The following is a 22,155-nucleotide window of genomic DNA, read 5'->3' as shown; positions in this document are numbered from 1 at the left end:
GGCAACCGCCCCTACCGGTTCACATCTCGGCGGCCGTCAAATCGACCAGTCGAAATCCTCAATGCCGCCGAGGACTGCTTCCTTCGCGCGGCGCTGGCGGACGACGAGGTTGGTATCCTGATAGTAGGCGATGCTGTTCGCGGGAATCGATTCGAGCAGCCAGACGTTCGCGCCGACGACGGAGTGCGCGCCGATGCGCGTCGTGCCGCCGAGGATCGTGGCGTGCGCGTAGATGGTGACGTGGTCGTCGATCTGCGGGTGGCGTTTCACGCCCTTGATCGGCTGGCCGTTGGCGTCGACCTCGAAGGATTTCGCGCCGAGCGTGACGCCTTGGTAGATTTTGACGTGGTTGCCGATGACGGCCGTCTCGCCGATGACGACGCCGGTGCCGTGGTCGATGAAGAAGTGAGTGCCGATCGTCGCGCCGGGGTGGATGTCGACGCCCGTGCGCTCGTGGGCGAACTCCGTGATCATGCGTGGGAGCAGCGGCACGCCTTCCTCATAGAGGACGTGGGCGATGCGCTGCAGCGACACGACGAGCACCGAAGGGTAGGCGAGGATGATTTCCTCGAAACTGCGCGCGGCGGGGTCGCCGGTGTAGGCGGCGTTCACGTCGGTCTGGATGACGCGGCGAATCGAAGGCAGCCGAGCCAGCGTGGTGGCGGTCGCGCGTTCGGCGCTCGCCGCGGGGTCGGCGTGTCCGGCGAAGCGGAGGGCTTTTTCGATTTCCGCGCGGAGGTTGCGGGCGATCTCGGCGAGTTGCTGCGTGAGCCAGCTCTCCACCTCCGCTTGTTTGAGCGAACTGGCCTCGAAGTAGCCCGGGAAAAGCACGTGCATGAAGTCCCGGGCGAGCCGCGCGACGGAGTCCTGCGAGGGCAGGTTGGGGCCGTCGAGGTGGTTGATACCGCCGTCGCGGACGTAGGACTCGAGCAGGGCTTGGGCGAGGGCGTTCGGCGGCATGGAGCGGTTCGGCGGTTCCACGATTCGAGAAAAACGTGCGGGGTCAAATTCCCGCCGCGTCAGTTCCCGAGTGAAAATTGGTTCGTCTGGACCGCTGCTGCGACTGGCGCGGCGTCTTGCGCACTCCCGCGGAGTGGTGCTCAGGGGGGGACTCGAACCCCCACGCCTTACGGCACACGCACCTCAAACGTGTGTGTCTACCAATTCCACCACCTGAGCGATTTCCAGTGAAGGAAGGGCGAATTAGGTAAATCGCCGAAGCCTTGTAAAGCACTGAAATGCGCTTGCGTTGAACTTTCTGCACCCGGACACTCCGGTCTCCGCGTGGCACGACTGTAGCTCGCGGAACACCAAGCAAGTAAACCGACTCCCACCGGGTAACCACACCCGTTTCAACGCCCTTCATGGACGACCAAAAGCCCGCCCCCGAGAGCACCGACGATGGTCTGAACAAGATCGATCTGTCGCAGCTGCAGAGCTTCACCTTCGGCACCCAATGGACCGAAATCAAATCCGTCGGCCCCGGCGGTCGTCGCGAACGCGACGACCGTGGAGGCGATCGCCGTGACCGGCGTGACGATGGCGGCCGCGGGCCAGGTGGCGCTCCGCGCGACCGCCGCGGCTTCCGCAAGCCCGCCGGCGCTCCTCCGAGCGAAGGTGGCGCAGCCGCACCGGCAGCGCCGGAAGGCGAGCGCCGTTTCGACGCCCCGCGAGGCGATCGTCCGCCGCGTGGCGACGGCTTCCGCGGTGGCCCGCGCCGCGATTTCCGCGGTGGTCCGGGCGGCGGCGAGCGTCGCGACTTCCGTGGCGGTGAGCGCCGGGACTTCGGTGGCGAACGTGGCGCGCCGATGGAGCGCGGTCCGTATATCAGCCCCTATTTCACGAGCACGTGCTATCCCGAGGACACCGGCTTTGCCGCGATGGTTAAAGCCGTCCGCGCCTCGTGCCGCACGTTCCAGCTCTTCGAAATCACGAAGGCCGTCCTCGAGAAGAACGATCGCTTCGTCGTCGTCGTTCAGCGCAAGGCCCCGGAAAAAACCGCGGAAGGCGAAGCCGCCTCCGCCAAGCCCGGCCCGCTGTTCATGACGATCCCGGATCATTTGCCGTTCGATACCGAGGAAGCCGCGATCCAGCATGTGCTGAAGAACCACCTCGCGAATTTCTTCGACACCGCCGAAGTCGAGATCGAGGCCCCCAAGGGCAATTTCCCGATCATCAACAAGTGCGGCATCACGGGCGAGCTCCTCGGGCCGCCGAACTACCACAAGTATCAGCAGATTCTCCAGCAGCACCACGCCACGCGGCTCGGTCGCATGCCCTTCGAGCGATTCCGCGACAGCATCATCTCCTCGCGCGAACCGGAAGTCGTCCAGCAATGGATGGACAAGATGAAGAAGACCACGCGCTACACGTGGAATCCGAAGGTCGCCAAGCCCGCTGCCGCGACCGCCGCTGCCGCACCCGCTGAAGGTGCCGCGCCCGCCGAGGCCGTCGCTCCCGCGACGACCGAATCCGCGCCCGTTGCCGAAGCCACACCGGCTCCCGCTCCCGAAGCCGCGCCCGCCGGCCCGAGCTTCGACAGCATCGAGGAGGCGCGCGCCTACCTGCTCACGAACGCGAAGGAGAAGGTCGTGCGCGCCGTCGAGAACGTCCGCTTCCACGGCAAGCTCATCGAGAAGCTCCCGCCCGGCGAAATCAAACGCGCCGTCGAGGGCCACGTGGAGCGCCAGCGCCGCTTCCCGCTCGACACCGCCAACGCGCTCCGCGGCCGCCTGCGCCGCGAGGGCTTCACCATCTTCAAGAAGGGTTCGCGCGGCGTCTCCTACGTGTGCGCCGTGAAGCGCCGCTTCCGTGTGCCCGGCCAGGTGTTCTCCGAGACGATCGGCGCACTGATCGACTTCATCGAAAAGAACCCGATGATGCACGTGAAGGATCTGCCGCAGAAATTCCTCGGCATCGATGTCGCTGCCGCGACGCCCGTCGCTCCGGCTCCCGCCGAAGGCGCAGCGCCCGCGCCGGCTCCGGCCATCGTGTTGCCGCCCGAGCAGGCGGACAAGCTGCGCAAGATGAACCACGATCTGCGCTGGCTCGTCATGGAAGGCTACGTCACGGAGTTCTCCGACGGAAAACTCTTCGCTCCGCCGCCCATGACGCCGCAAACCGGCAAGAAGGCCGACGAGCACGGCGAGGAACACGACCCGGTCGACTTCCCCGAGGCGCCCGCTCCCGAAGCGGCGCCCGCTGCGGAAGCGCCGGCCGCCACGCCGAGCGAAGCCGCTCCCGCGGTCGAAGCTCCCCCGGCCGAAGTTCCGGCCGCCGAAGCTCCGGCGCCTGCGGCTGAACCGGTTCCGGCCGCTGAAGCGGCTCCGGCGCCCGACGCCCCCGCGGAAGAGCAGCCGAAGGCCGAGCCGCCTGCCGGCTCCTGAGTGGGTTCATGCGCCGCGTCGCAATAATCGGCAACGCAGGCTCCGGCAAATCCACGCTCGCGCGGCATATCGCCGCCGAGTGTGGCGCGTCCGTGCTCGATCTCGACACGATCGCGTGGGAGCCCGGCAAACCCGCCGCACCGCGCGCTTCCGACGCGGCCGCGCGCGACGTGCGAGCTTTCTGCGCCGCGAACACCTCATGGGTGATCGAGGGCTGCTACGGCGACTTGGTCGAGGCGGCGCTCGATGGGACCGCGGAACTCATTTTCCTGAACCTCAGTGAAGCGGACTGCGTGAGCCAATGCCGCGGTCGTGCGTGGGAGCCGCACAAGTGGAAGAGCAAGGAAGCACAGGACGCGCACCTCGACTGTCTGCTCGATTGGGTGCGCGCCTACTACACGCGTGACGGCGTGATGTCGCTGCGCGGGCACCGGGCGATTTTTGATCGTTACGCGGGACCGAAGCGTGAAATCACGCGGCCCGAGTTCGCCAGGTAGGCCGCCGAATGTCGGCCGCGAGCCTCGATGGGAGGACTCGCCGGGAGGCGGGCCGTCGTGCGATCGTGGCACGCGCAGCGAATTTCCAATGACAACCGCGGCGCGCCGGGAGACGCGCCCTCCGAACAAACCGTGCGCTCCGTAGTCGAGCCACCTCACGCCAGCCGCACGTGGTGCTTGTCGCCCTCGACGATGGAGAGCGTGAGCTGCAGCGCGTTCGCGGGCATCCAGTCGGCGATTTTCTCCGGCCACTCGATCGCCAGCACCCATGGGCTGAGCAGAAATTCGTCGAGCAGCAGTTCCTCCACCTGCGCAGCGCGCTCGAGGCGGTAGGCATCCATGTGCACGAGCGTGCGGCCGGCGCCGCGATAAACGGAATAGATCGCAAAGGTCGGACTCGTCACGTGCTCGTGCACGCCGAGGCCTTCGGCGAGGCCTTGGACGAATGTCGTTTTGCCCACGCCCATGTCGCCGTGCAGCGCCAGCGTGGTGTCGGGTGGCAACGTCGCGGCGAACTCCGCAGCGAGCCGCCGCGTCGCGTCAGCCGAAGGTGTCGTGACACCGGCGCGCAATCTAGCGGAGATGCTCATAGCCGCTGTAGTCGAGCAGGCGCACGGCGCCGGCGGGCATGTTCTCCTTCTTGGCGAACACGCCGATCTGTGTGAGACGGACGCGAGGGAAACGTTTCTTCCACGCCGTCTCGAATTTCTTTTGGTCGGCGCGGTAGCAGACCACGATCAGGAGTTCGTAGTCCTCGCCGTCGCCGAGCGCGTGGAAAAGCGGCGTCTGCTTCGTCTGGGCGGCGCATTTTCGCGCTGCGGCGCTGATCGGGACGGACGGTTCGCAGACCGCCGGGGCGAGCCCTACGGGCGTGAGCGAATCGAGGTCCTTCGCCAAGCCGTCGCTCACATCCATCATGGCACAGACCTCGGAGCGACGCGCGAGCCAAGCACCCTCGGCCAGTCGCGGGGTGAACTTGTAGTGATGCCCCAGTAGCGAGCCGCCGAGCGTGCCGGTGACGTAGATGCGGTCGCCGGGCAGGGCGCCGCTGCGCGTGACGACGCGCTGGCCCGCGGCTTCGCCGTGCAGCGTCAGGAACGCCCCGAAAAATCCCGTCGGCCCCTGCGTGATGTCGCCGCCGACGATCTTCACCCTGAACTGTCGCGCCGTGGCCGCGATCCCGAGATAGAATTCGCGCAGCCACGCGACGCTGGTGTCGGCGGCGAGCGCGAGTGACAGCACGGCCGCGACCGGCCGGCCGCCCATCGCGGCGATGTCGCTGAGGTTGCGCTTGAGCAGCTTGGCGCCCACCGCGCGCGCTGGCACGGCGTCGTCGAAATGCTGGCCGTAGATCACCGGATCGGTGGTGATGAGCATTTGCTTGCCCGTCGACGGCACGACCGCGCAATCGTCGCCGATGCCGAACGGTGCCTTCGGCGAGGCGTCGCCCAGCCATTTGCGCAACTCGACGATCAGGCGTTGTTCGCCGAGGGCGACGACGGATTCGGCGCGGAGCGGCGTGAAGAGTCTCATGTGTCGAGCCCCGAGAGGACGACGAGCAGGGTGTTCAGATTGAACAGGCCATGCGCGATCATCGACACGCGAAGGTCGCCGGTCCGCTCGTAGGCGAGCGCGAGGGCGGCGCCGAGCACGGCGAGCGGGACGAACCCGGCCCAGTTGCCGTGCAGCGCGCCGAAGAGCACGCCGCTGACGAGCAGCGCGGGCGCGCGCCCGAAACGCTGGCGGCAAAAACGGAAAATCGCGCCGCGGAAGAGCAGCTCCTCATTGATCGGAGCGAGCACGCAGGCGACGAACAGCATCCCGGCCAGCAGCGGCTTCGAGTGCACGCTACTGAAGACCGCGAGCAGGTCCTGCGGATCGTCGGGCAAGCCGACCGCGCGGAGCACGATGTTCCATGCCGCGCTCGTCAGCGCGAGGGCCGGCAGAGCGATGACCACGGTCGAAAGCGCGTGAACGATCAGCTTGGAAAAACGTTCGTGGCGCGATTCGAGCACGGGCGGAGGCGGCGCGCCGTAGTTCGTATGGAGCAGCTTGCGGACGAGCCAGAACAGGGGCCAGGCGAGCAAGGCGACGCCGTGAAAGCCGACGCCGTAGACAACGATCTCGAGTCCGCCGCGCTGCGACGAAGCTTTGATCGTTTCGGCGAAGAAGCGGTGGGCCATCTGCTGGCCGAGCGCGCCAAAAAAGAAGATCGTGAGCACGAGCAGCGTGACCTCGAAGCCCGTGAGTTCCCAGTGTGCGAGGCGGCTGCGATCGAAGAGACGCGCCCGGTATTCCGGCACCCCAAGCGCGCGGGCGAGCAGCCACGCGCCGCCCAGGAGCAGGCCGATCTCAAAGGCGGCGACGACGAGCTGGTGCGGAGCGAGGGACATGAACCGCCAGACTGAAACGGTTTCCCGCGCGGTGGAAAGCACCGAGTCGGACGTGACTCAGCGCGTCTTGGTTTTGCCCTTCGTCTCGGTGGCGCCCGACTTCTTCTCGGCGGGAGCCTTCGGCTCGGGGCTCTGCCAGACGCGGGTGAATTCCGCGGTGCATTCGGCGGCGATCTTCGCGTCGCGCAGGACGATCAGGTTCTCCCAATTGTTCGCCTTGGCGTTGTTGGTCCAGTTGTAGCTGCCGAGCATCACGGTGAGTCCGTCGCAGATCGCCATCTTCTCGTGCATGATCCCGCGGCCCTTGCCGTAGCGGTAGACGACTCGCTTCGGGCCGAGTGCCTCGACCAGCTCGTCGCTCAGGGAATTCTTCTCCTCGCCCTGCGACCGGTCGAAAGCGATGCGCACATCGACGCCGCGTTTGGTGGCCGCGACGAGCGCGTCGGCGATCTCCTGGTCGGTGAACGAATACATGAGCAGGTGGATGCTCTTCTTCGCGCTGTTGATCTCGCGGACGATGATGCTGGCGACCGGATCCGAGCGGGAGAAATAAATCTGCGGGTCGACGGCATGGACCGTGACGAGCACGAGACAGAGCAGAACACTCGCAAGGAGCGCGCGGATTTTCATGGGCCGAAAGGTGACGGCGCGGAGCAGAAACAAACTTCGCCGCACTGTCGAAACAACAGTGGGGCCGCCCTCGGTCGACTAGTCGGCTGCCGTCGCGCCCGGCCGTCGCGCCTCCGGTCTCGCGTAACCTATTAGGTTACGCCGGTCGCTCGCGGCAGAGTGAAAATCGCAGCGAGGTGGAGCGAGCGTGTAACCTACTAGGTGACAATTTCGCAGGGGGAAACGAAGGGAGACCGAGCGGCTAGGCGCGGGTTCGTCACCAAACCGGTGGCGACGGAGGTTGCAGCGATTCGCGCCGCGAGCCGGTCAGGCGACGATCGCGCCGTCCGCGAAGACGACTTTGCCACCGACGATCGTGGTTTTCACGCGGCCGGTGAGCTTCTTGCCGTGCCACGGCGAGTTGCGGCTCTTCGACTGGCCCTTCGTGGCGTCGTAGGTCCACGCCTCGGTCGGATCGAAGAGGCAGACGTCGGCGTTGGCGCCTTCGGCGAGCGTGCCGGCGGGGAGTTTCAGGACGTTGGCGGCGCGGCGGGTCATCAGGTCGATGACGTAAGGGAGCTTGAAACGGGCTTCGCCGACGAGGATGTCGAGGGTGACGGCGAGCGCGGTCTCGAGGCCGATGATGCCGTTGGGCGCGTAGTCGAACTCGCGGTCCTTCTCGTCGGGCGAGTGCGGCGCGTGGTCGGTGCCGATGCAGTCGAGCGTGCCGTCCTTGAGGCCGGCGATGATGGCCTGGCGGTCCGCCTCGGTGCGGAGCGGCGGGTTCATCTTGAAATGAGTGTCGTAGGTCGCGAGCGCCTCGTCGGTGAGGGCGATGTGGTGCGGCGTGGCCTCGGCGGTGACGCGCACGCCGTCTTTCTTCGCGCGGCGGAGCAACTCGACGGAGTAGGCCGAGCTGATGTGCTGCATGTGGATGTGCGCGCCGGTGTAGTGGGAGAGGATGATGTTGCGGGCGACGATGATGTCCTCGGCGGCGTGCGGCCAGCCCTTGAGGCCGAGGCGCGTGGAGACGGTGCCCTCGTTCATCACGGCTTTCTCAGTGAGCGAGTCGTCCTGGCAGTGATCGAGCACGCAGAGGTCGAACATCTTGGCGTATTCGACGGCGCGGCGCATGAGCTCGTTCGACTGGACGCAAAGGCCGTCGTCGGTGAGTGCGACGGCGCCGTTGGCCTTGAGGGTGCCGTGCGGCGCGAGCTGCTTGCCCTGCATGCCGGTGGTGATGCACGCGGTCGGATAGACGCGGACGGCGGCCTTCGCGGCGGCGCCGTTGACGAGTTGCAGCGTGCCGGCGTTGTCGATCACGGGCGAGGTGTTCGGCATGCAGACGACGGTCGTGAAGCCGCCGGCGGCCGCGGCGCGCGAGCCGGTGAGGATGTTTTCCTTGTGCGTCTGGCCGGGCTCGCGGAAATGGACGTGGATGTCGACGAGGCCGGGCGCGACGACGAGGCCCTTGGCGTCGATGACGCGCGCCTGTTTCTTCTGCGCGCCGGAGAGGGACGCGACGATCTTGCCGTCGATCGCGAAGACGTCGCCGACAGCATCGCGCTTGGAGGCGGGATCGATGACGCGGCCGTTTTTGATCCAGAGGAGAGACATGGAAGAAGGGGGAAGTATCAAGTGGCCAAGTAACAAGGGCTGGCCGTGGAGCGTGCGGTGATGGGCGTGGTGTGGACTCGGGTTCTTGTTACTTGGACCTTGTTGCTTGTTACTTATTCGACCGGCGCGACGTGCTCGGGTTGGCCGCCGGCGCAGAGGTAGAGGACGGCCATGCGGACGGCGATGCCGTTGGTGACTTGCTGGAGAATCACGCTGCGGTCGGAGTCGGCGAGGGCGCTGTCGATCTCGACGCCGCGGTTGATCGGGCCGGGATGCATGATGATCGCGTCGGGCTTGATCCAGGCGGCGCGCGCTTGGTTGAGGCCGAACATGCTGGTGTATTCGCCGAGCGACGGGAAAAGACCGGACGCCTGCCGCTCGTGCTGGATGCGGAGGAGCATGACGACGTCGGCGTCGGCGAGGGCTTCGCGGAGATTGTGCGAGACCGTGGCGCCGAGCGGCTCGAACCAGTGCGGGACGAGGGTGGACGGGCCGACGATGGTGACGTTCGCGCCGAGCTTGGTGAGCGCGTGGATGTCGGACCGCGCGACGCGGCTGAAGAGGATGTCGCCGAGGATGACGACCTTCTTGCCCTTCACGGTGCCGAGGTGCTGGCGCATCGTGAAGACGTCGAGCATCGCCTGCGTCGGGTGCTCGTGCGCGCCGTCGCCGGCGTTGACGACCGGAATGCCGAGGCGCTCGCTGAGGTAGCGCGGCGAGCCGCTGGCCGAGTGGCGGAGCACGATCATGTCGGCGTGCAGCGCCTGGATGTTGAGCGCGGTGTCCTTGAGGGTCTCGCCCTTGGTGGTGCTCGATTTGTCGGCGTCGAAGGAGACGACTTCGGCGCTGAGGAGCTTGGCCGCCATCTCGAAGGAGAGGCGCGTGCGCGTGCTCGGTTCGAGGAAGAGGTTGACGATGGTCTTGCCGCGGAGGGCAGGGACCTTTTTCACGCGGCGGTCGAGGATGCGGCGGAACGCGCCGGCGGTGGCGAGCACCTGCTCGATCTCAGCGACGCTGAGGTCTTCGACGGTGAGGAAGTGTTTTCGCGTCCAGGGCACGGCGGGGAGATTTGCGGATTTAGAGTTTCGACTTGGGAATGGCGGGCGCGGCGTCGGGCGTCCGGACGATGACTGCATCCTTGCCCGGCTCGCGTGCGTCCAGTTGCACGACGACCTTCTCGCCTTCGGCGGCGTCGACGGTGAGCGCGCAGTAGTTGGCGGCCATCGGCAGGCGGCGGCCGCCGCGGTCGACGAGGACGGCGAGCTCGACCGTTTCCGGGCGACCGTGGTCGAAGAGCTCGTCGAGCGCGGCTTTCACGGTGCGGCCGGAGTAGAGCACGTCGTCGACGAGGACGACCGTGGCGCCGTTGACGTCGTGCGGGATGATGGTCGGGGAAAATTCCTTCGGGATCGGGTGGCGGCCGATGTCGTCGCGGTGGAAGGAGATGTCGATCGTGCCGCGGCCGCAGGTGACGCCGTGGCGTTTCAGGGCGAGGGCGAGGCGGTCGGCGAGGACGATGCCGCCGTTGGCGATGCCGAGCAGGAGGAGGCGGGCGGTGTCGCGGTGGCGCGACGCGATGGACGACGCGAGGCTTTCGATGGCTTCCCGGATGCGTTTGGCGTCGTGCAGATTTCGTGTGCCCACGAGACCGTGGTTTTGCAGTCCGCGCGTGGAGGCGTCGAGCTGAGAATGGAACTATTTCTGCGTCAGCAGCGACGCTCGCCCGGAAAATAAGGCGGGCCGCCCCTCGCGAGGCGGCCCGCGGCATGATTGCGGTTTTGCCGGCGCGTAGCTTGCCGACAAATCCTTTGTCCGGTCAGCCGACCAAGGCTTGCTTGGACGCGGCCAGTCTAGCCCGGCGCGCGGCCGATCGGAATACGCAGCGCTGCGTAGGCGGCGCGTGGGGCTCAGTCGAACAGCCCGCGCTCGGGCGGCGGCGGCGTGAACGGCTCGATGCACGCCGGGCTTTCGAAGCGCGCGCTGTTCATCTGCGGGCTGACGCGGTGCGAGCGCATTTCCGCGGCGGGGAAGGGCACGCACAGTTCCTCAAGGCGGCCGGGCGGCAGCGGCTCGTCGCCGAGCCAGGCGTCGGCGCGGTCATCCGGGAGAATCACCGGCATGCGGTCGTGGATCGGAGCGAGCAGCGCGTTCGGTGCGGTCGTGACAATGACGAAGGCCGGCGGCGCGATCGGAGTCTCCGGCCGCCAGAGGCCGGCGAAGAAGAACGGTTCGCCTTCGCGCACTTGAAAATAGTGCGGGAGGCGCGTCTTGCCCTGCTTCTCCCATTCGTAGAAGCCGTCCGCCGGCACGAGGCAACGGCGGTGCTGCGCGGCGTCCTTGAAGGCCCCGCGCGCCAGCAGCGTCTCGCTGCGGGCGTTCGCGAGCAGGAGCGGCTTCGCTTTCGGCTCGCGCGGTGGGAGCAGCGTGCCGAAGGCGAGCGGATCGAGTGCGACGGCGCCGCGGCGCTTCGTGACGGCGGGCATGCGCGTGCTCAGCGTGACGTTGTGGATCGCGCGCAGCCCGGCCGGCACCTTCAGGCCGAATTTCTCCAGCGCGCGCTTCAGCGCTTCTAGGTTGTGGAGCGAATAGCGCGTGCACATCGGCGGTCACGAAAAGCGAATTCGCCGCGGTGCCAAGCCGAGAGGGACTCACGGCCGCTCGAGCGTCGCGCTCATCAGGCCGATGACGACGTCGTTGGCGAGCGCGCGGACGGTGAGGGATTGCAGTTCCTTCGCCGGGTCGAGCGCGAGGTCGAGAACCGTCGCCGCGCCGCCGGGAACGGTGCGGCCCATGCCTTTGAAGGCCGCGGCGTCGAGGACCCGGACGAGGCCGGTCTGCAAGTCGACGCGCAGCGGCAGGTCGCCGGGGCGCGCGAAGGCGAAGTCGTCGATGAAGTAGTCCTGATCGATCGGCCACCACGTCGTGGGATTCTCGAGCGCGAGGCGCGTGACGGAGCCGTCGCGATACGTGATGACAATCTCGCCGTTATCGAGGCGGCTCTGCATCGCCCAGGTCGAGCCCGCCGTGAGCAGATAGATTTTCCGGGCGCGGCCGGCGAGCGGCACGGTGAGTTCGCGGGGAAAGTTTTCCCATTGCGAGACGAACGCGATGTTCGGCGCGTCCACGGCGGCGGGCGTGGCGAGCGGCACGCCGTTCGGGAGTTTCAGCGTGCCGTCGGTCGCGGCGCGGCGCAGGCCGGTGTCGTCGATGGCGAAGGTGGCGTTCGGGTGCGTCCACGTGCCGTAGCCGTTGCGCGCGAGCGCGAGCGAGGTGAAGGGCGAGCGCGGCGCGAGGTAGTCGTGGCGGAAAAGCTCCGCGACGCGGTCGTTGAACAGCGGCGCGAGCGCGACGGGCTCGCATTTTTCCGGGGTGACGGCGGCGCGCCAGTCGGTGGTGAAGACGAGCGGCGCGGCCGGGGCGGCGTCGCGGACGCGCAGTTCGATCGGTTGCCACCAGCGCAGCGGGCCCTGCTCGACGCGGGCGAACAGCGTGCGCGCGCCGGGCAGGCCGGCGACTTGGCCGCGGAGGGTGGAGCCAACGATCTTGGGTTGCGCGAGCACGCGCTGCGGGTCGGCCAGCTCGGCGATGCGCGCGCCGACATCGATGCTCACCTCGTCACCGACGGCGGCGATGCGCTCGGCGGTGGAGGCGGCCGGGAGTTCGCCGCGCCACTCGATCGACACCTCTTGCTCGGCGGCGGGCGCCGCGACGATTTCGAGGCAGGGACGCCCGACGGATTCCGGCAACGCGGTCCACGCGGCGGGTTGGCCGTTGACGGTCACGCGGGCCTCGCTGCCGCGCGCGGGGACGCGCAGGCGAACGGAAACCGGAATCGCGAAGCGTGGCGTGAACCGGTAGCGCTCGACGGCGCCGACGTGGGCGAACGCGAAATCGAAATCCGGATGGCGCAACGTGGCGTGGTCCCACTCGACGGGGAAGCCGGGCCGCAGAACGACCTCGCGGCGCAGTAGGTCGGGTGCGACGCCGAAGAGCCCCTCGACGAGCGCGCGTGACGCGATGCCGATGGCGTCGCCGAAATCGCGTTGCGATTCGCGGCGGTAGACGTCGAGCGCGGTGGCCATGCCGACGTTGCCGGGGCAGAGGCCGAGGAACATGCTGTCGAGCACGGCGCCCTTGAAGAGCGCGTTGGCGGCGTCGGGTTGGCCGGCTTGCCAGAGCGCGAGCGCGGTGTGGGTGGTTTCGGCGAAGACGACGTTGTTGAGCGACCACGTGTAGGGCATCCAGTTCGTCGTCGCGATCGTGCTCGCGCCGGGCGGCACGCCCGGGCCGTCGAGGGAAAATTGCGGCAGCGCGGTGTCGACGTAGCGCGCGAGTTGCCAGGCTTGGAGCGAGGTCGTGGCTTGCGAGTCGAGCGTGTGGTAGACGGTCCACGCGGCGGCGCTCGGGTGGGCGCGCTGCAGGCCGAGCAGGTCACGCGACTCGGCGAACCAGCCTTCGCGCGGGAGCCAGAGGTGCTGGTTCAAGCCGCGTTCGATGGCGGCGGCTTCGGTTTCGTAGGGCGTGGCGTCCAATCCGAGGAGACGCGCGACGCGCGCGGCTTCGCGATGGTGAAACAGGTTGGCGGCGGTCGCGTGGGTCGCGCCGCCGCCGGAGTAGGCGAGGTCGTCGCTCGCCCAGATCGCGGCGTAGGCTTCGTAGAGCGGCGATTTTTCCGGACCGAATTCGCGGCGGAAGAGGCGGCGTTCCCACGCGAGCGAACGTTCGATCACGGGCCAGATTTTCCGGGCGTAGGCGAGGTCGCCGGTCCAGCGCAGGTGACGGAAGATCGTGTCCAGCGCCACGAGGTTCATGTCGTAGTGCGAGTTCGTGAGATCGCCGTTCGAGTGCAGCGCGGTCTCGTTGCGAGCGAGGTTGGCGGCGGACTCGGGCGCGGGCAGTGCGGCGGGGAGCGGTGACGTGTTTTGCTGCGCGGCGTAGCCGTCGAAATGCGCACGCGTGCGCTCGTGCCAGCCGAGGGCGTCGCCGGCGTAGGCGACGCGCCAGCCGAGCAGGCGCACGCGCCACGCGACGGCGCCGTGGAGGAACGCGTTCTGGCGGTCGTCCCACACGGCGTCGGCGGCGAGGTTCAGGGCGGGCACGGCGGCGTTAAGGAAGGCGTCGGGCGTGTCGACCGACACGCGTGCGGCCGCGGCGCGCAGAGCGGACTCCTCGCGCGCGAACAGCGCGGGCAGATCGTCGCGGGTCCACGCCGCCGCGCGCATGGCGCCGGGCGGCAGCGGGCGCTCGGTGGCGACCTCGCGGTAGGTATTGAGGACTTCGGACGCGGCTTGGTCGGCGCGGAAATTTTGCAGGGCGAGAAAGATGGATCGACCGGCGGCGAGAGGGACGCGCGCGACCGCGACGGGTTTTTCCGGAAGCGAACCGGCGGGGGCGGGCGTGCGCAGCAGCGCGAGATCGGGATCGAAAGTGGCGTCGGCGACGTGGACGCGCGTGCCGGTCGGGAGGAGCGCGGCGACCTGGCCCTTGGCGGCGCGGACGATGAAGGCGTTTTCGCCGAGCGTGACGCTGTTGCCGCGGCAGGCGTCGGCTTGGAAGGCGAAGTAGTCGCGCACGGGCTTGGCTTCGGTGCCGAGGTCGCCGTCGCGGCGGCCGCGTTCACCCGTGATGCCGCCGAAGACGGCGACGAGTTCCACGGTGGCGTTGCCGCGCAGCTCCGCGCGCAACAGGAGGCCCTCGGCGGAGCGCGGGGCGAGCGCGGTGAGTTCGAGGGCGCTCTCGCCGAGGACGGCGTCGCGGATCTCGTAGACCATCGTGCCGGCGCGGTAGCGCGCGGTGATTTGCGCGGCGTCGCTCAGCCATTTGGCCGACGAGCCGGTGAGCAGGGCGAGGCGGAGAACGCCGCCGCGGCCGGGCAGGTAGAGCGAGAATTCGGGCCGGTCGCCCGCGTCGACGCGGAACGCGCTGGCGCCGCCGTAGAGCGGGCGGTTGAAGCGCTCGGCGCTGTTCACGATCACGAAAGCGCCGCCCTCGGGCCGGTAGCGGAGCGGGCGCGCGATCTGGCCGGCGAGATTGGGGCGCAGCTCGGCACCGGCGCGCTCGGCGGGCACGGTTTGGGCCAGGGCGGCGGACGCGACGAACAGGACAGCCGCCAGGGCGGCGGCAGCGGGGCGGGTGACCATCGGGCTCCAGCTAGTCGGCAGCGCGCGATTTCAGCCAACAAAAAAGCCCGCAAGTTGCGGGCGTCGGCGGAGATGGTGGACTCTACTGGACTCGAACCAGTGACCCCTTCCATGTCAAGGAAGTGCTCTAACCAACTGAGCTAAGAGTCCGACGGAAGGCGAGGAGTGAACGATTCGGGCGGGGTCGTGCAAGGATTATTTGGAAAGTTTCCCCGGACGGTGCGGCGCGGGCTTTTCGCGTGCATTCAAGAAGCTGACCGCTAAACACCTGCCGCATGCTGCAATCGCTCCGCATCCGCAACCTCGCGCTGCTCGAAGAAGTCGAGCTGGAGTTCGAGAGCGGCTTCACGGCGGTGACCGGCGAAACCGGCGCGGGCAAGAGCATCCTGCTCGGCGCGCTGTCGTTGCTGGCCGGCGCGCGCGTCGACAAGACGATCATCCGCCAAGGCGCCGCGGCGTGCGAGGTGGAGGCGGCGCTGTTCTTCGCGGACACGCGCAAACTCGACGCCGCGCTGGAAGCGCTCGACTTGCCGCCGTGCGACGACGGCGTGCTGATCCTCAAGCGCAGCGTGCCGCGCGAGAAGGCGCCGAAGATCTCCGTCAACGGCTCGCTCGCGACGCTCAGCGCGTTGCAGGAGCTGGGCGAGCACTGGATCGACTTCCACGGGCCGGGCGAGCCGCGCCGCTTGCTCAAAGACGGCTGCCAGCGCGAGCTGCTCGATCTGTTTGCGAAGAACGACGACGCGCGCGCGAAATACGCCGCCGCCTACGCCGCGTGGCGCGGGCTGGTCGACGAGCGCGACCGCCTGCTCGCGGCGGAAAAGCTGTCGCCGGACCAAATCGAGTTCCTGCGCGCGCAGCTGAAGAAATTCGACGCGTTGGAGCTGACCGACGAGGCGATCGCGGCGCTGGAGCGCGATTTCAACCGGCAGCAGAGCGCGCAGGAAATCGCGCAACTCGCGGCGGGATTGAGCACGGGTTTGAGCGGCGACGACGGCGTGCTCGGTCGCGTCGCGGCGCTGTTGCGCGAGGCGCGGCAACTCGAGGCACTCGACCCGGCGAGCAAGGCGCTGGCAGACCGGCTGCAGTCGGCTTCGGTCGAATTCGGCGATCTCGATGCGGAGTTTTCGTCGCTGGCAACGTCGTTGAATTTCGACGCGGAGCAGGCGGAGATGCTCGCGGAAAAGATGAACGCGTGGCTCGACCTGAAGCGCAAACACGGCGCGAAGCTCGAAGCGGTCATCGCGGCGCGCGAGGAGATGCGCCGCCGGCTCGAACTGCAGAGCGACGTCGAGGGCTCGCTCGCGAAACTCGAAAAGCAGATCGGCGAAGCGCTGAAAACCGCGAAGAAGTCGGCCGCGGAGCTGCGCGCCACGCGAGAGAAGGCCGGCAGCCAGCTCGAGCGCGCGGCGGCGAAGGTGATCGTCCAACTCGGTTTCAAAAAGGCGGATTTCCGGGTGCGGTTCGCGGCGTTGCCGGAGCTCACGGCGCACGGCGACACGGGCGTGGAGTTTTTGTTTTCCCCCAACGTCGGCGAGGCGCCGCTGCCGCTCAGCCGCATCGCGTCGAGCGGCGAGCTCGCGCGCGTGATGCTGGCATTGAAGACGGTGCTCGCGGCGATCGACGACGTGCCGTTGCTGGTGTTTGACGAGGTCGATGCCAACGTCGGCGGCGAGATCGGCCGCATCGTGGGCGAGAAGATGGCCGACATCGCCGAGAAGCATCAGGTGCTGTGCGTCACGCACCTGCCGCAGGTCGCGGCGCAGGCGGCGAATCATCTCGTGGTTACGAAGGACCAGAGCGGCGACCGGGCGTCGGTGGCCATCGAGCCGATCCACGCGAATCGCAAGCAGCGCATCGGCGAACTCGCGCGCATGCTCGGCGACCGCAACGCGAAGAGCGCGCAGGCTCACGCCGAGGAGCTGCTGGGGAAGCGGTAGCCTGGGGTAGGGCGCGACCGCTGGGCGCGCCGGGAACGTGATGCGCGCACGCGGCGGGCCCAGCAGTCCCGCCCTACCGCTCGGTGCGAGCCACGGAGTCGCGCTGTCGCGGGTAGCGCAGGTGACCCCGGGGCGTTTGGCCGATCGGAGATCGGCTCGCTCCGCGCTCGCCGCCACAGGCCTGAGGCATGGGCGCTTTGGGCGCGGCGCCAGTAGCTGTTTTTCTCCCCCGCTTAGCCCGGGGCATGACAGAAAATCCGGACGCCTCCCGGCTCGCTTTTGCGCAACGGGCCACTTCTTATGACGCCGTGTCAGCGTCCATCCATGCCTTCGCGCGTCGTCTCGCGACGATGCGGCCCTCCACGATCCGCGAAATCCTGAAAGTCACGGCGCAGCCCGACGTGATTTCGTTCGCCGGCGGTCTGCCGGCGCCGGAGCTTTTCCCGGTCGCCGAAGTCCGCGCCGCCGCCGATGCGGTGCTCGTGAAGGAAGGCAGCCAGGCCCTGCAATACGGCCCGAGCGAGGGCTACATGCCGCTGCGCGAGTGGATCGCGACCGAGATGGCGGCACGCGGCATCTCGGCGAAGCGCGAGGACGTCCTCGTCACCAACGGCTCGCAGCAGGTGCTCGATCTCGCCGGCAAGCTCTTCCTCGATCCGGGCGACGTCGTGCTGACGGAGAATCCGACCTACCTCGCGGCGATCCAGGCGTTTCAGACCTTCGAGGCGAAATTCGTCGGCGTGCCCACGGACGAGTTCGGTTTGATTCCCGAAGCGGTGCCGGAGCTGATCAAGCAGCACCGCCCGAAGTTCCTCTACACGATTCCGAGTTTCCAGAATCCGACCGGCCTCACGCTCATTGCCGAACGGCGCAAGAAGCTCGCCGAGATCGCCGCGCGCGAGGGCCTGTGGATCGTCGAGGACGATCCCTACGGCAAGCTGCGCTACAGCGGCGTGGACGTCGCCCCGATCAAACACTGGGACACGGCCGACCGCGTGATCTACGTCAGCACGTTCTCGAAGACGATCGCGCCGGGCTTCCGCCTCGGCTGGGTCGTGGCGCCGAGCGAGATTTTCAACCGCATGCTGATCCTCAAGCAGGCGTCCGACCTGCACACGTCGAGCTTCGACCAGCGCGTGGCGTTCGGCTATCTCACCAGCGGCAAGCAGCCCGAGCACCTCGCGCGCATCCGCGCGGCCTACGGCGAGCGCTTCGGCATCCTCGACGCGGCACTGCGCGAGCAATTGCCCTCCGGCTACTCGTGGACGAAACCCGAGGGCGGCATGTTCCTTTGGGTGACGGGACCGGCTGAACTCGACGCGTTGAAGCTCCTCGAGCGCGCCATCGAGCAGAAGGTCGCATTCGTGCCCGGCCGCGACTTCTTCCCCGGCGACGGCGGCAAGAACCACCTCCGGCTGAACTTCTCGAACTCCACGCCCGAGCGTCTGCGCGAAGGCGTGCGGCGGCTGGCCGGGCTGTGTCGCTCCGCCTGACGCGGGGCTTCCCTGATGTCACTCGGCCCGCTCTGTGCACGTCTCGGCGTCGTGCTGCTCCTCATGACAGGACTCGTCTCTGGCGCGGAAAACCCCGCGCGACCTTTGCGGGTGTTGTTCTTCTCGAAGTCGGCGAACTTCGAGCACTCGGTCGTCAAACGCGTCGACGGCCAGTCGAGCTGGGCGGAGAAAATCCTCGAGGAACTCGGGCGGAAGCGCGGTTACGAGTTCACGTTCGCGAAGGACGGCACGCTGATCACGCCGGAATTCCTGGCGCAGTTCGACGTGCTGTTTTTCTACACATGCGGCTTCTTCACGAGTGGCGTGCCGAACGTCGACGGTCAGCCGCCGATGACGGAGGAAGGGCTGCAAGCGGTCTACGCGGCGGTCGCGGCGGGCAAGGGCTTCGTCGGTTGCCACAGCGCGGCGGATTGCCTGCACACCGGCGAGCAGCCGCAGGTGAAATTCCAATTTGAGCCAGGCCGCTGGGTGACGCACGGCGCGCAGTCGCATCCGTGGGTGCGCTTCCTCGGCGGCGAGTTCATCCGGCACGGCAAGCAGCAGGAGGCGGCCATTCGCTTGGTCGCGCCGGATTTTCCTGGGATCGAGAAACTCCCGACCGCGACGCGTTTCGCGGAGGAATGGTATTCGCTGAAGGATTTCGCGCCCGACCTGCACGTCGTGCAGGTGCAGGAGACGGCCGGCATGGAGGGACTCGAATACCAGCGCGCGCCCTATCCGTGCACGTGGGCGAAGCGGCACGGGCAGGGCAGGGTGTTCTACACGTCGCTCGGACACCGCGAGGACGTGTGGGCTTCGGAGTATTTTCAAACGACGATTGCCGCCGGACTCGATTGGGCGGGCGGACGCACCGAGGCGGAACTGACGCCGAACCTCGCCCGCGTCGCGCCGGGCTCCGGCGAATTGCCGCCGCTGCCGCCGGACGCGAAGTGAACGTCGCGCAGGCTTCCCGCCCGCTTCGGCGTGCGCGTATCGCGGACGCCGCGTCCGAAAGTGTGAATTGACCACGGATGGCACGGATGGAAACGGATTGGTCGGATCTGTCTCTCGTGTCGGACGCGCGAAGGTGGAGCGGATGGACCTCAATCCGCGCCGAACGCGTTGGGGTCAACGCGTTCCACCTCGGTTGGCCCGCTCGCTTCGTTCGCCGGCGCTCAAAAGATGCGCATTGCCCGCCACGGCCTGCGCACGAAAGAAACTCGGGTTTCGGCCGCCTCTTTTCTACTCTGCGCGCCATGAGTTCCGCCGGTCCCACGTCCTCCGGTTTCACGACCTGTCCCGTGCCGTTGTCGCATAAGACCGAGATCACGGTCGGCCACGGCGGCGGCGGCAGGCTCACGCAGGACCTCATCGATTCGGTGTTCCGGCCGGCGTTCGCGAATCCCGCGCTCGAGGCGCAGCACGACGGCGCGCTGTTGAAATTCCCCGGCGGCGGACGGATGGCGTTCACGACCGACTCGCACGTGGTCAGCCCGTTGTTTTTCCCCGGCGGCGACATCGGCAAGATCGCCGTCAACGGCACCGTGAACGACCTCTGCATGTGCGGCGCGCTGCCGCTGTGGCTCAGCGCGGGCTTCATCCTCGAGGAGGGATTTCCCGTCGAGACGTTGAAGAAAGTCGTGGCCTCGATGAAGGAAGCGGCGGAACGCGCGAACGTCGCCATCGTCACCGGCGACACGAAGGTCGTCGAGCGCGGCAAAGGCGACGGCCTCTACGTGACGACCGCGGGTGTGGGCGTGATCGAGACGCCGCTCACCGTCGCGCCCACGAGCGTGCGCCCCGGCGACGCCATCGTGCTCAGCGGCGACATCGGCCGGCACGGCATGGCGATCATGGCCACGCGCGCCAACCTCAGTTTCGAGAGCGAGATCACGAGCGATTGCGCGCCGCTCGTCGCGCCGGTGCAGGCGTTGCTCGCGGCGGGTTTGGAAATCCACTGCCTGCGCGACCTCACGCGCGGCGGCCTCGCGACTTCGCTGGTGGAAATCGCCGAGCAGGCGAAACTCGCGCTCGCGATCGACGCGGCGAAGGTGCCCGTGAGCGAGATGGTGCAGGGCGCGTGCGAGATCCTCGGCCTCGACCCGCTCTACGTGGCCAACGAGGGCCGCTTCGTCTGCATCTTGCCCGAAGCGCAGGCCGTGCAGGCCGTCGAGATCATCAACCGCACCGCGAGCGACAATGCCGGCGCCGCGACGATCATCGGCAAAGTGAAGCCCGGCCCGGCCGGCCAGGTCACGCAACGCAGCGTCATCGGCGCCGAGCGCATCGTCGACCGCCTGAGCGGCGAGCAGTTGCCGCGGATCTGTTGAGTAGCGCCGGCTTTCCGCCGGCTTGGTTTGAAGGCCAGCGCAGTTTGGCCACAAGAAGCACGAGAAGGATGCTGGGGCGTCCCGTGGACGTGTCGGGTGCCCCGAGGCGCGGGACGATGATGCTGCGCCGTGCGGCGGATGGAGCGGGTCGTGTGGAGATCGGGACTCCACGGTCGTCGTTGGCGCGTAGTCGGAACGCAAGCGCAGAGCCCCTTCGAGTGAACATGGTGATTCCCGAGGTGGAGCGCGTTGACCCCAACGCGCTGTTCGATTCTCGCTCGCGAAGAAGCGCGTTGAGGTCAACGCGCTCCACCCAGGAAACCGGTTCCGTCACGCCTTCGCGCCACGTCGCACATGGCGGTTGCGTCGGAAAAGAATCCTGACTTGCTCGCGCGCCATGTCCACGCCGCGCCCCACGCCTCCGACCCCTCCAGCTCCGTCACCCGTTCCCGCTGTGCCGACCGCGGCCGACGCGGCGCTCAACGCCGCCATCGCCCAAGCGAGTCAATCCGTGTCCCAAGCCATGGAGCAGGCCAACGCCGCCCTGCTCGCGGCCAACCAAGCGGTCGCGGCCGCCAGCCAGGCCACCGCTTCCGCCACTCCCGTCTCCTCGCCAACCGATGCGGCCGACGCGGCCGTCCGCGCGGCGACGTCCAGCCGGCCGCCTCCCGCCGCCGCTGCGTCCAGCGTTCCGCCGGTCGCGGCTGCGCCCGTTCCGCCTGAGCCGCAACCGCCGGTGGTCCGGCCGCCCGACATCCGCCCGCCGGTGATCCACCCACCCATCATCCACCCGCCCATCATCCATCCGCCGAACATTCGCGTGCCGGTGCCGACACCGCCGGTGATTCGTCCGCCTTCCATCACGCCGCCGCGGATCGTTCCTCCGCGACCTTCGCAGCCGCCGAGCCCGCCGAGCGCATTCGAAGACTCGCCCAATCCCTGAACGGCATCCGACCTTCGGGCGGCCCCCATGGAGACTCGCGAGATTGACGCACATGGGTGGAACGCGTTGACCTCAACGCGTTCTGTAATTCTTGCCGCGCGACGAAAGCCCGGCCGCCTTGAGGTCTACCGAGCCGCAGGCGATATCGGACATGCGCTCCGCATCGGCACGTCACTCTGTTGAACGATGATCGATGGCGCAGTCTCCTCACCACGCTTTCCATCCATGAATTTCTCCGACGCTCAACTCGACATGCGCCGCGGCTACTGCAACGGCGCGCCCGGTCTGCTGGTTTCCGGCGCGGTGTGGCTGATCGCCAGCACCGTCGCGACGCTCGTCTCGCCGCGCCACGCGATGTGGACGCTGTTGATTGGCGGCATGATGATTCATCCGCTCGCGATGGCCGTGGCGAAACTGCTCGGCCGCACCGGCGCGCACACGGCGGGCAATCCGCTCGGCACGCAAGCGCTGGAGGGCACGGTGTGGTTCATCGCGGGCATCGCGATCGCGTTCGTGCTCGGGTTGCAGAGCCTCGCGCTGTTTTTCCCGGCGATGCTGATGCTGATCGGCGGACGCTACCTGACGTTCCAGACGCTCTACGGCTTGAAACTCTATTGGGCGTGCGGTGCGGTGCTGCTCGCGCTCGGCTTCGGCGCGGCGATGCTGCGCCTGCCTCCCGCCATCGCCGCCGCCGGCGGCGGCTTCGTCGAAATCGCCTTCGGCCTGATCGTGCTGCGGAGCGAGCGCTGACGATTTTCTCCCGACCGCGCGCGCCGCTCGGTCGGAGCGCGGAGCGGCGGCACTGCG

At 67.9% G+C, this 22,155-nt stretch carries 18 protein-coding genes and 2 tRNA genes; 8 read left to right on the top strand and 12 right to left on the bottom strand.

The window, feature by feature from the left end:
- Nucleotides 1–36: 36 nt before the first annotated feature.
- Nucleotides 37–960 (bottom strand): serine acetyltransferase, encoded by a 924-nt coding sequence (locus HZA32_04170; GenBank protein MBI5423255.1) that lies wholly within the window; start codon nucleotides 958–960, stop codon nucleotides 37–39.
- 134 nt (nucleotides 961–1,094) lie between these two features.
- Nucleotides 1,095–1,179: transfer RNA gene (locus HZA32_04165), tRNA-Leu, on the bottom strand.
- Nucleotides 1,180–1,364: 185 nt separating this feature from the next.
- On the opposite strand from HZA32_04165, the gene HZA32_04160 reads away from it, so the two are divergent.
- Nucleotides 1,365–3,386 (top strand): hypothetical protein, encoded by a 2,022-nt coding sequence (locus HZA32_04160; GenBank protein MBI5423254.1) that lies wholly within the window; start codon nucleotides 1,365–1,367, stop codon nucleotides 3,384–3,386.
- A gap of 8 nt (nucleotides 3,387–3,394) precedes the next feature.
- A complete protein-coding gene (locus HZA32_04155; protein MBI5423253.1) occupies nucleotides 3,395–3,883 on the top strand; it encodes a dephospho-CoA kinase in 489 nt (162 codons plus the stop codon).
- Nucleotides 3,884–4,038: 155 nt separating this feature from the next.
- Here HZA32_04155 and tsaE read toward each other — a convergent pair whose 3' ends face one another.
- The 10 genes from tsaE to HZA32_04105 form a co-directional block, all read right to left on the bottom strand.
- A complete protein-coding gene (tsaE, locus tag HZA32_04150) occupies nucleotides 4,039–4,473 on the bottom strand; it encodes a tRNA (adenosine(37)-N6)-threonylcarbamoyltransferase complex ATPase subunit type 1 TsaE (protein MBI5423252.1) in 435 nt (144 codons plus the stop codon).
- A complete protein-coding gene (thiL, locus tag HZA32_04145; GenBank protein ID MBI5423251.1) occupies nucleotides 4,457–5,416 on the bottom strand; it encodes a thiamine-phosphate kinase in 960 nt (319 codons plus the stop codon). The genes tsaE and thiL overlap by 17 nt, the downstream gene beginning before the upstream one ends.
- Nucleotides 5,413–6,276, bottom strand: a complete 864-nt coding sequence (locus HZA32_04140; protein MBI5423250.1) for a CPBP family intramembrane metalloprotease — start codon at nucleotides 6,274–6,276, stop codon at nucleotides 5,413–5,415. The genes thiL and HZA32_04140 overlap by 4 nt, the downstream gene beginning before the upstream one ends.
- Nucleotides 6,277–6,333: 57 nt before the next feature.
- Nucleotides 6,334–6,906 carry a DUF1669 domain-containing protein gene (locus tag HZA32_04135; protein ID MBI5423249.1) on the bottom strand — a complete coding sequence of 191 codons (573 nt, stop codon included), beginning with the start codon at nucleotides 6,904–6,906 and terminating at the stop codon, nucleotides 6,334–6,336.
- 306 nt (nucleotides 6,907–7,212) lie between these two features.
- A complete protein-coding gene (locus tag HZA32_04130) occupies nucleotides 7,213–8,502 on the bottom strand; it encodes a dihydroorotase (protein ID MBI5423248.1) in 1,290 nt (429 codons plus the stop codon).
- 113 nt (nucleotides 8,503–8,615) lie between these two features.
- On the bottom strand, nucleotides 8,616–9,638 hold the full coding sequence (locus tag HZA32_04125; protein MBI5423247.1) for an aspartate carbamoyltransferase catalytic subunit: 1,023 nt from the start codon (nucleotides 9,636–9,638) through the stop codon (nucleotides 8,616–8,618).
- A complete protein-coding gene (gene pyrR, locus HZA32_04120) occupies nucleotides 9,580–10,146 on the bottom strand; it encodes a bifunctional pyr operon transcriptional regulator/uracil phosphoribosyltransferase PyrR (GenBank protein MBI5423246.1) in 567 nt (188 codons plus the stop codon). Before pyrR ends, HZA32_04125 begins: the two co-directional genes overlap by 59 nt.
- Nucleotides 10,147–10,409: 263 nt before the next feature.
- Nucleotides 10,410–11,102, bottom strand: coding sequence for an SOS response-associated peptidase (locus tag HZA32_04115; protein MBI5423245.1), 693 nt, complete (start codon nucleotides 11,100–11,102; stop codon nucleotides 10,410–10,412).
- Nucleotides 11,103–11,150: 48 nt separating this feature from the next.
- Entirely contained in the window at nucleotides 11,151–14,642 is a 3,492-nt protein-coding gene (locus HZA32_04110) for a DUF4450 domain-containing protein (protein MBI5423244.1), read from the bottom strand.
- 73 nt (nucleotides 14,643–14,715) lie between these two features.
- A tRNA-Val gene (locus tag HZA32_04105) sits at nucleotides 14,716–14,792 on the bottom strand.
- A 125-nt stretch (nucleotides 14,793–14,917) separates the two neighbouring features.
- Here HZA32_04105 and HZA32_04100 point away from each other — a divergent pair.
- The 6 genes from HZA32_04100 (at nucleotide 14,918) to HZA32_04075 (ending at nucleotide 22,098) form a co-directional block, all read left to right on the top strand.
- Nucleotides 14,918–16,582 (top strand): DNA repair protein RecN, encoded by a 1,665-nt coding sequence (locus HZA32_04100; GenBank protein MBI5423243.1) that lies wholly within the window; start codon nucleotides 14,918–14,920, stop codon nucleotides 16,580–16,582.
- Nucleotides 16,583–16,827: 245 nt separating this feature from the next.
- A complete protein-coding gene (locus HZA32_04095) occupies nucleotides 16,828–18,075 on the top strand; it encodes a PLP-dependent aminotransferase family protein (protein MBI5423242.1) in 1,248 nt (415 codons plus the stop codon).
- A 15-nt stretch (nucleotides 18,076–18,090) separates the two neighbouring features.
- Complete coding sequence (locus HZA32_04090; protein ID MBI5423241.1) at nucleotides 18,091–19,029, top strand: ThuA domain-containing protein; 939 nt, start codon at nucleotides 18,091–18,093, stop codon at nucleotides 19,027–19,029.
- Nucleotides 19,030–19,331: 302 nt separating this feature from the next.
- Nucleotides 19,332–20,405, top strand: a complete 1,074-nt coding sequence (gene hypE, locus HZA32_04085; protein ID MBI5423240.1) for a hydrogenase expression/formation protein HypE — start codon at nucleotides 19,332–19,334, stop codon at nucleotides 20,403–20,405.
- A 397-nt stretch (nucleotides 20,406–20,802) separates the two neighbouring features.
- Nucleotides 20,803–21,348 carry a hypothetical protein gene (locus HZA32_04080; protein ID MBI5423239.1) on the top strand — a complete coding sequence of 182 codons (546 nt, stop codon included), beginning with the start codon at nucleotides 20,803–20,805 and terminating at the stop codon, nucleotides 21,346–21,348.
- 225 nt (nucleotides 21,349–21,573) lie between these two features.
- Nucleotides 21,574–22,098 (top strand): hypothetical protein, encoded by a 525-nt coding sequence (locus HZA32_04075; protein MBI5423238.1) that lies wholly within the window; start codon nucleotides 21,574–21,576, stop codon nucleotides 22,096–22,098.
- Nucleotides 22,099–22,155: the final 57 nt, after the last annotated feature.

This window comes from Opitutia bacterium (assembly GCA_016217545.1).
Taxonomy (GTDB): Bacteria; Verrucomicrobiota; Verrucomicrobiia; order Opitutales; family Opitutaceae; genus Didemnitutus.
The sequence above is the reverse complement of the archived record's forward strand: the minus strand, read 5'-3'. Positions and strand labels throughout refer to the sequence as shown.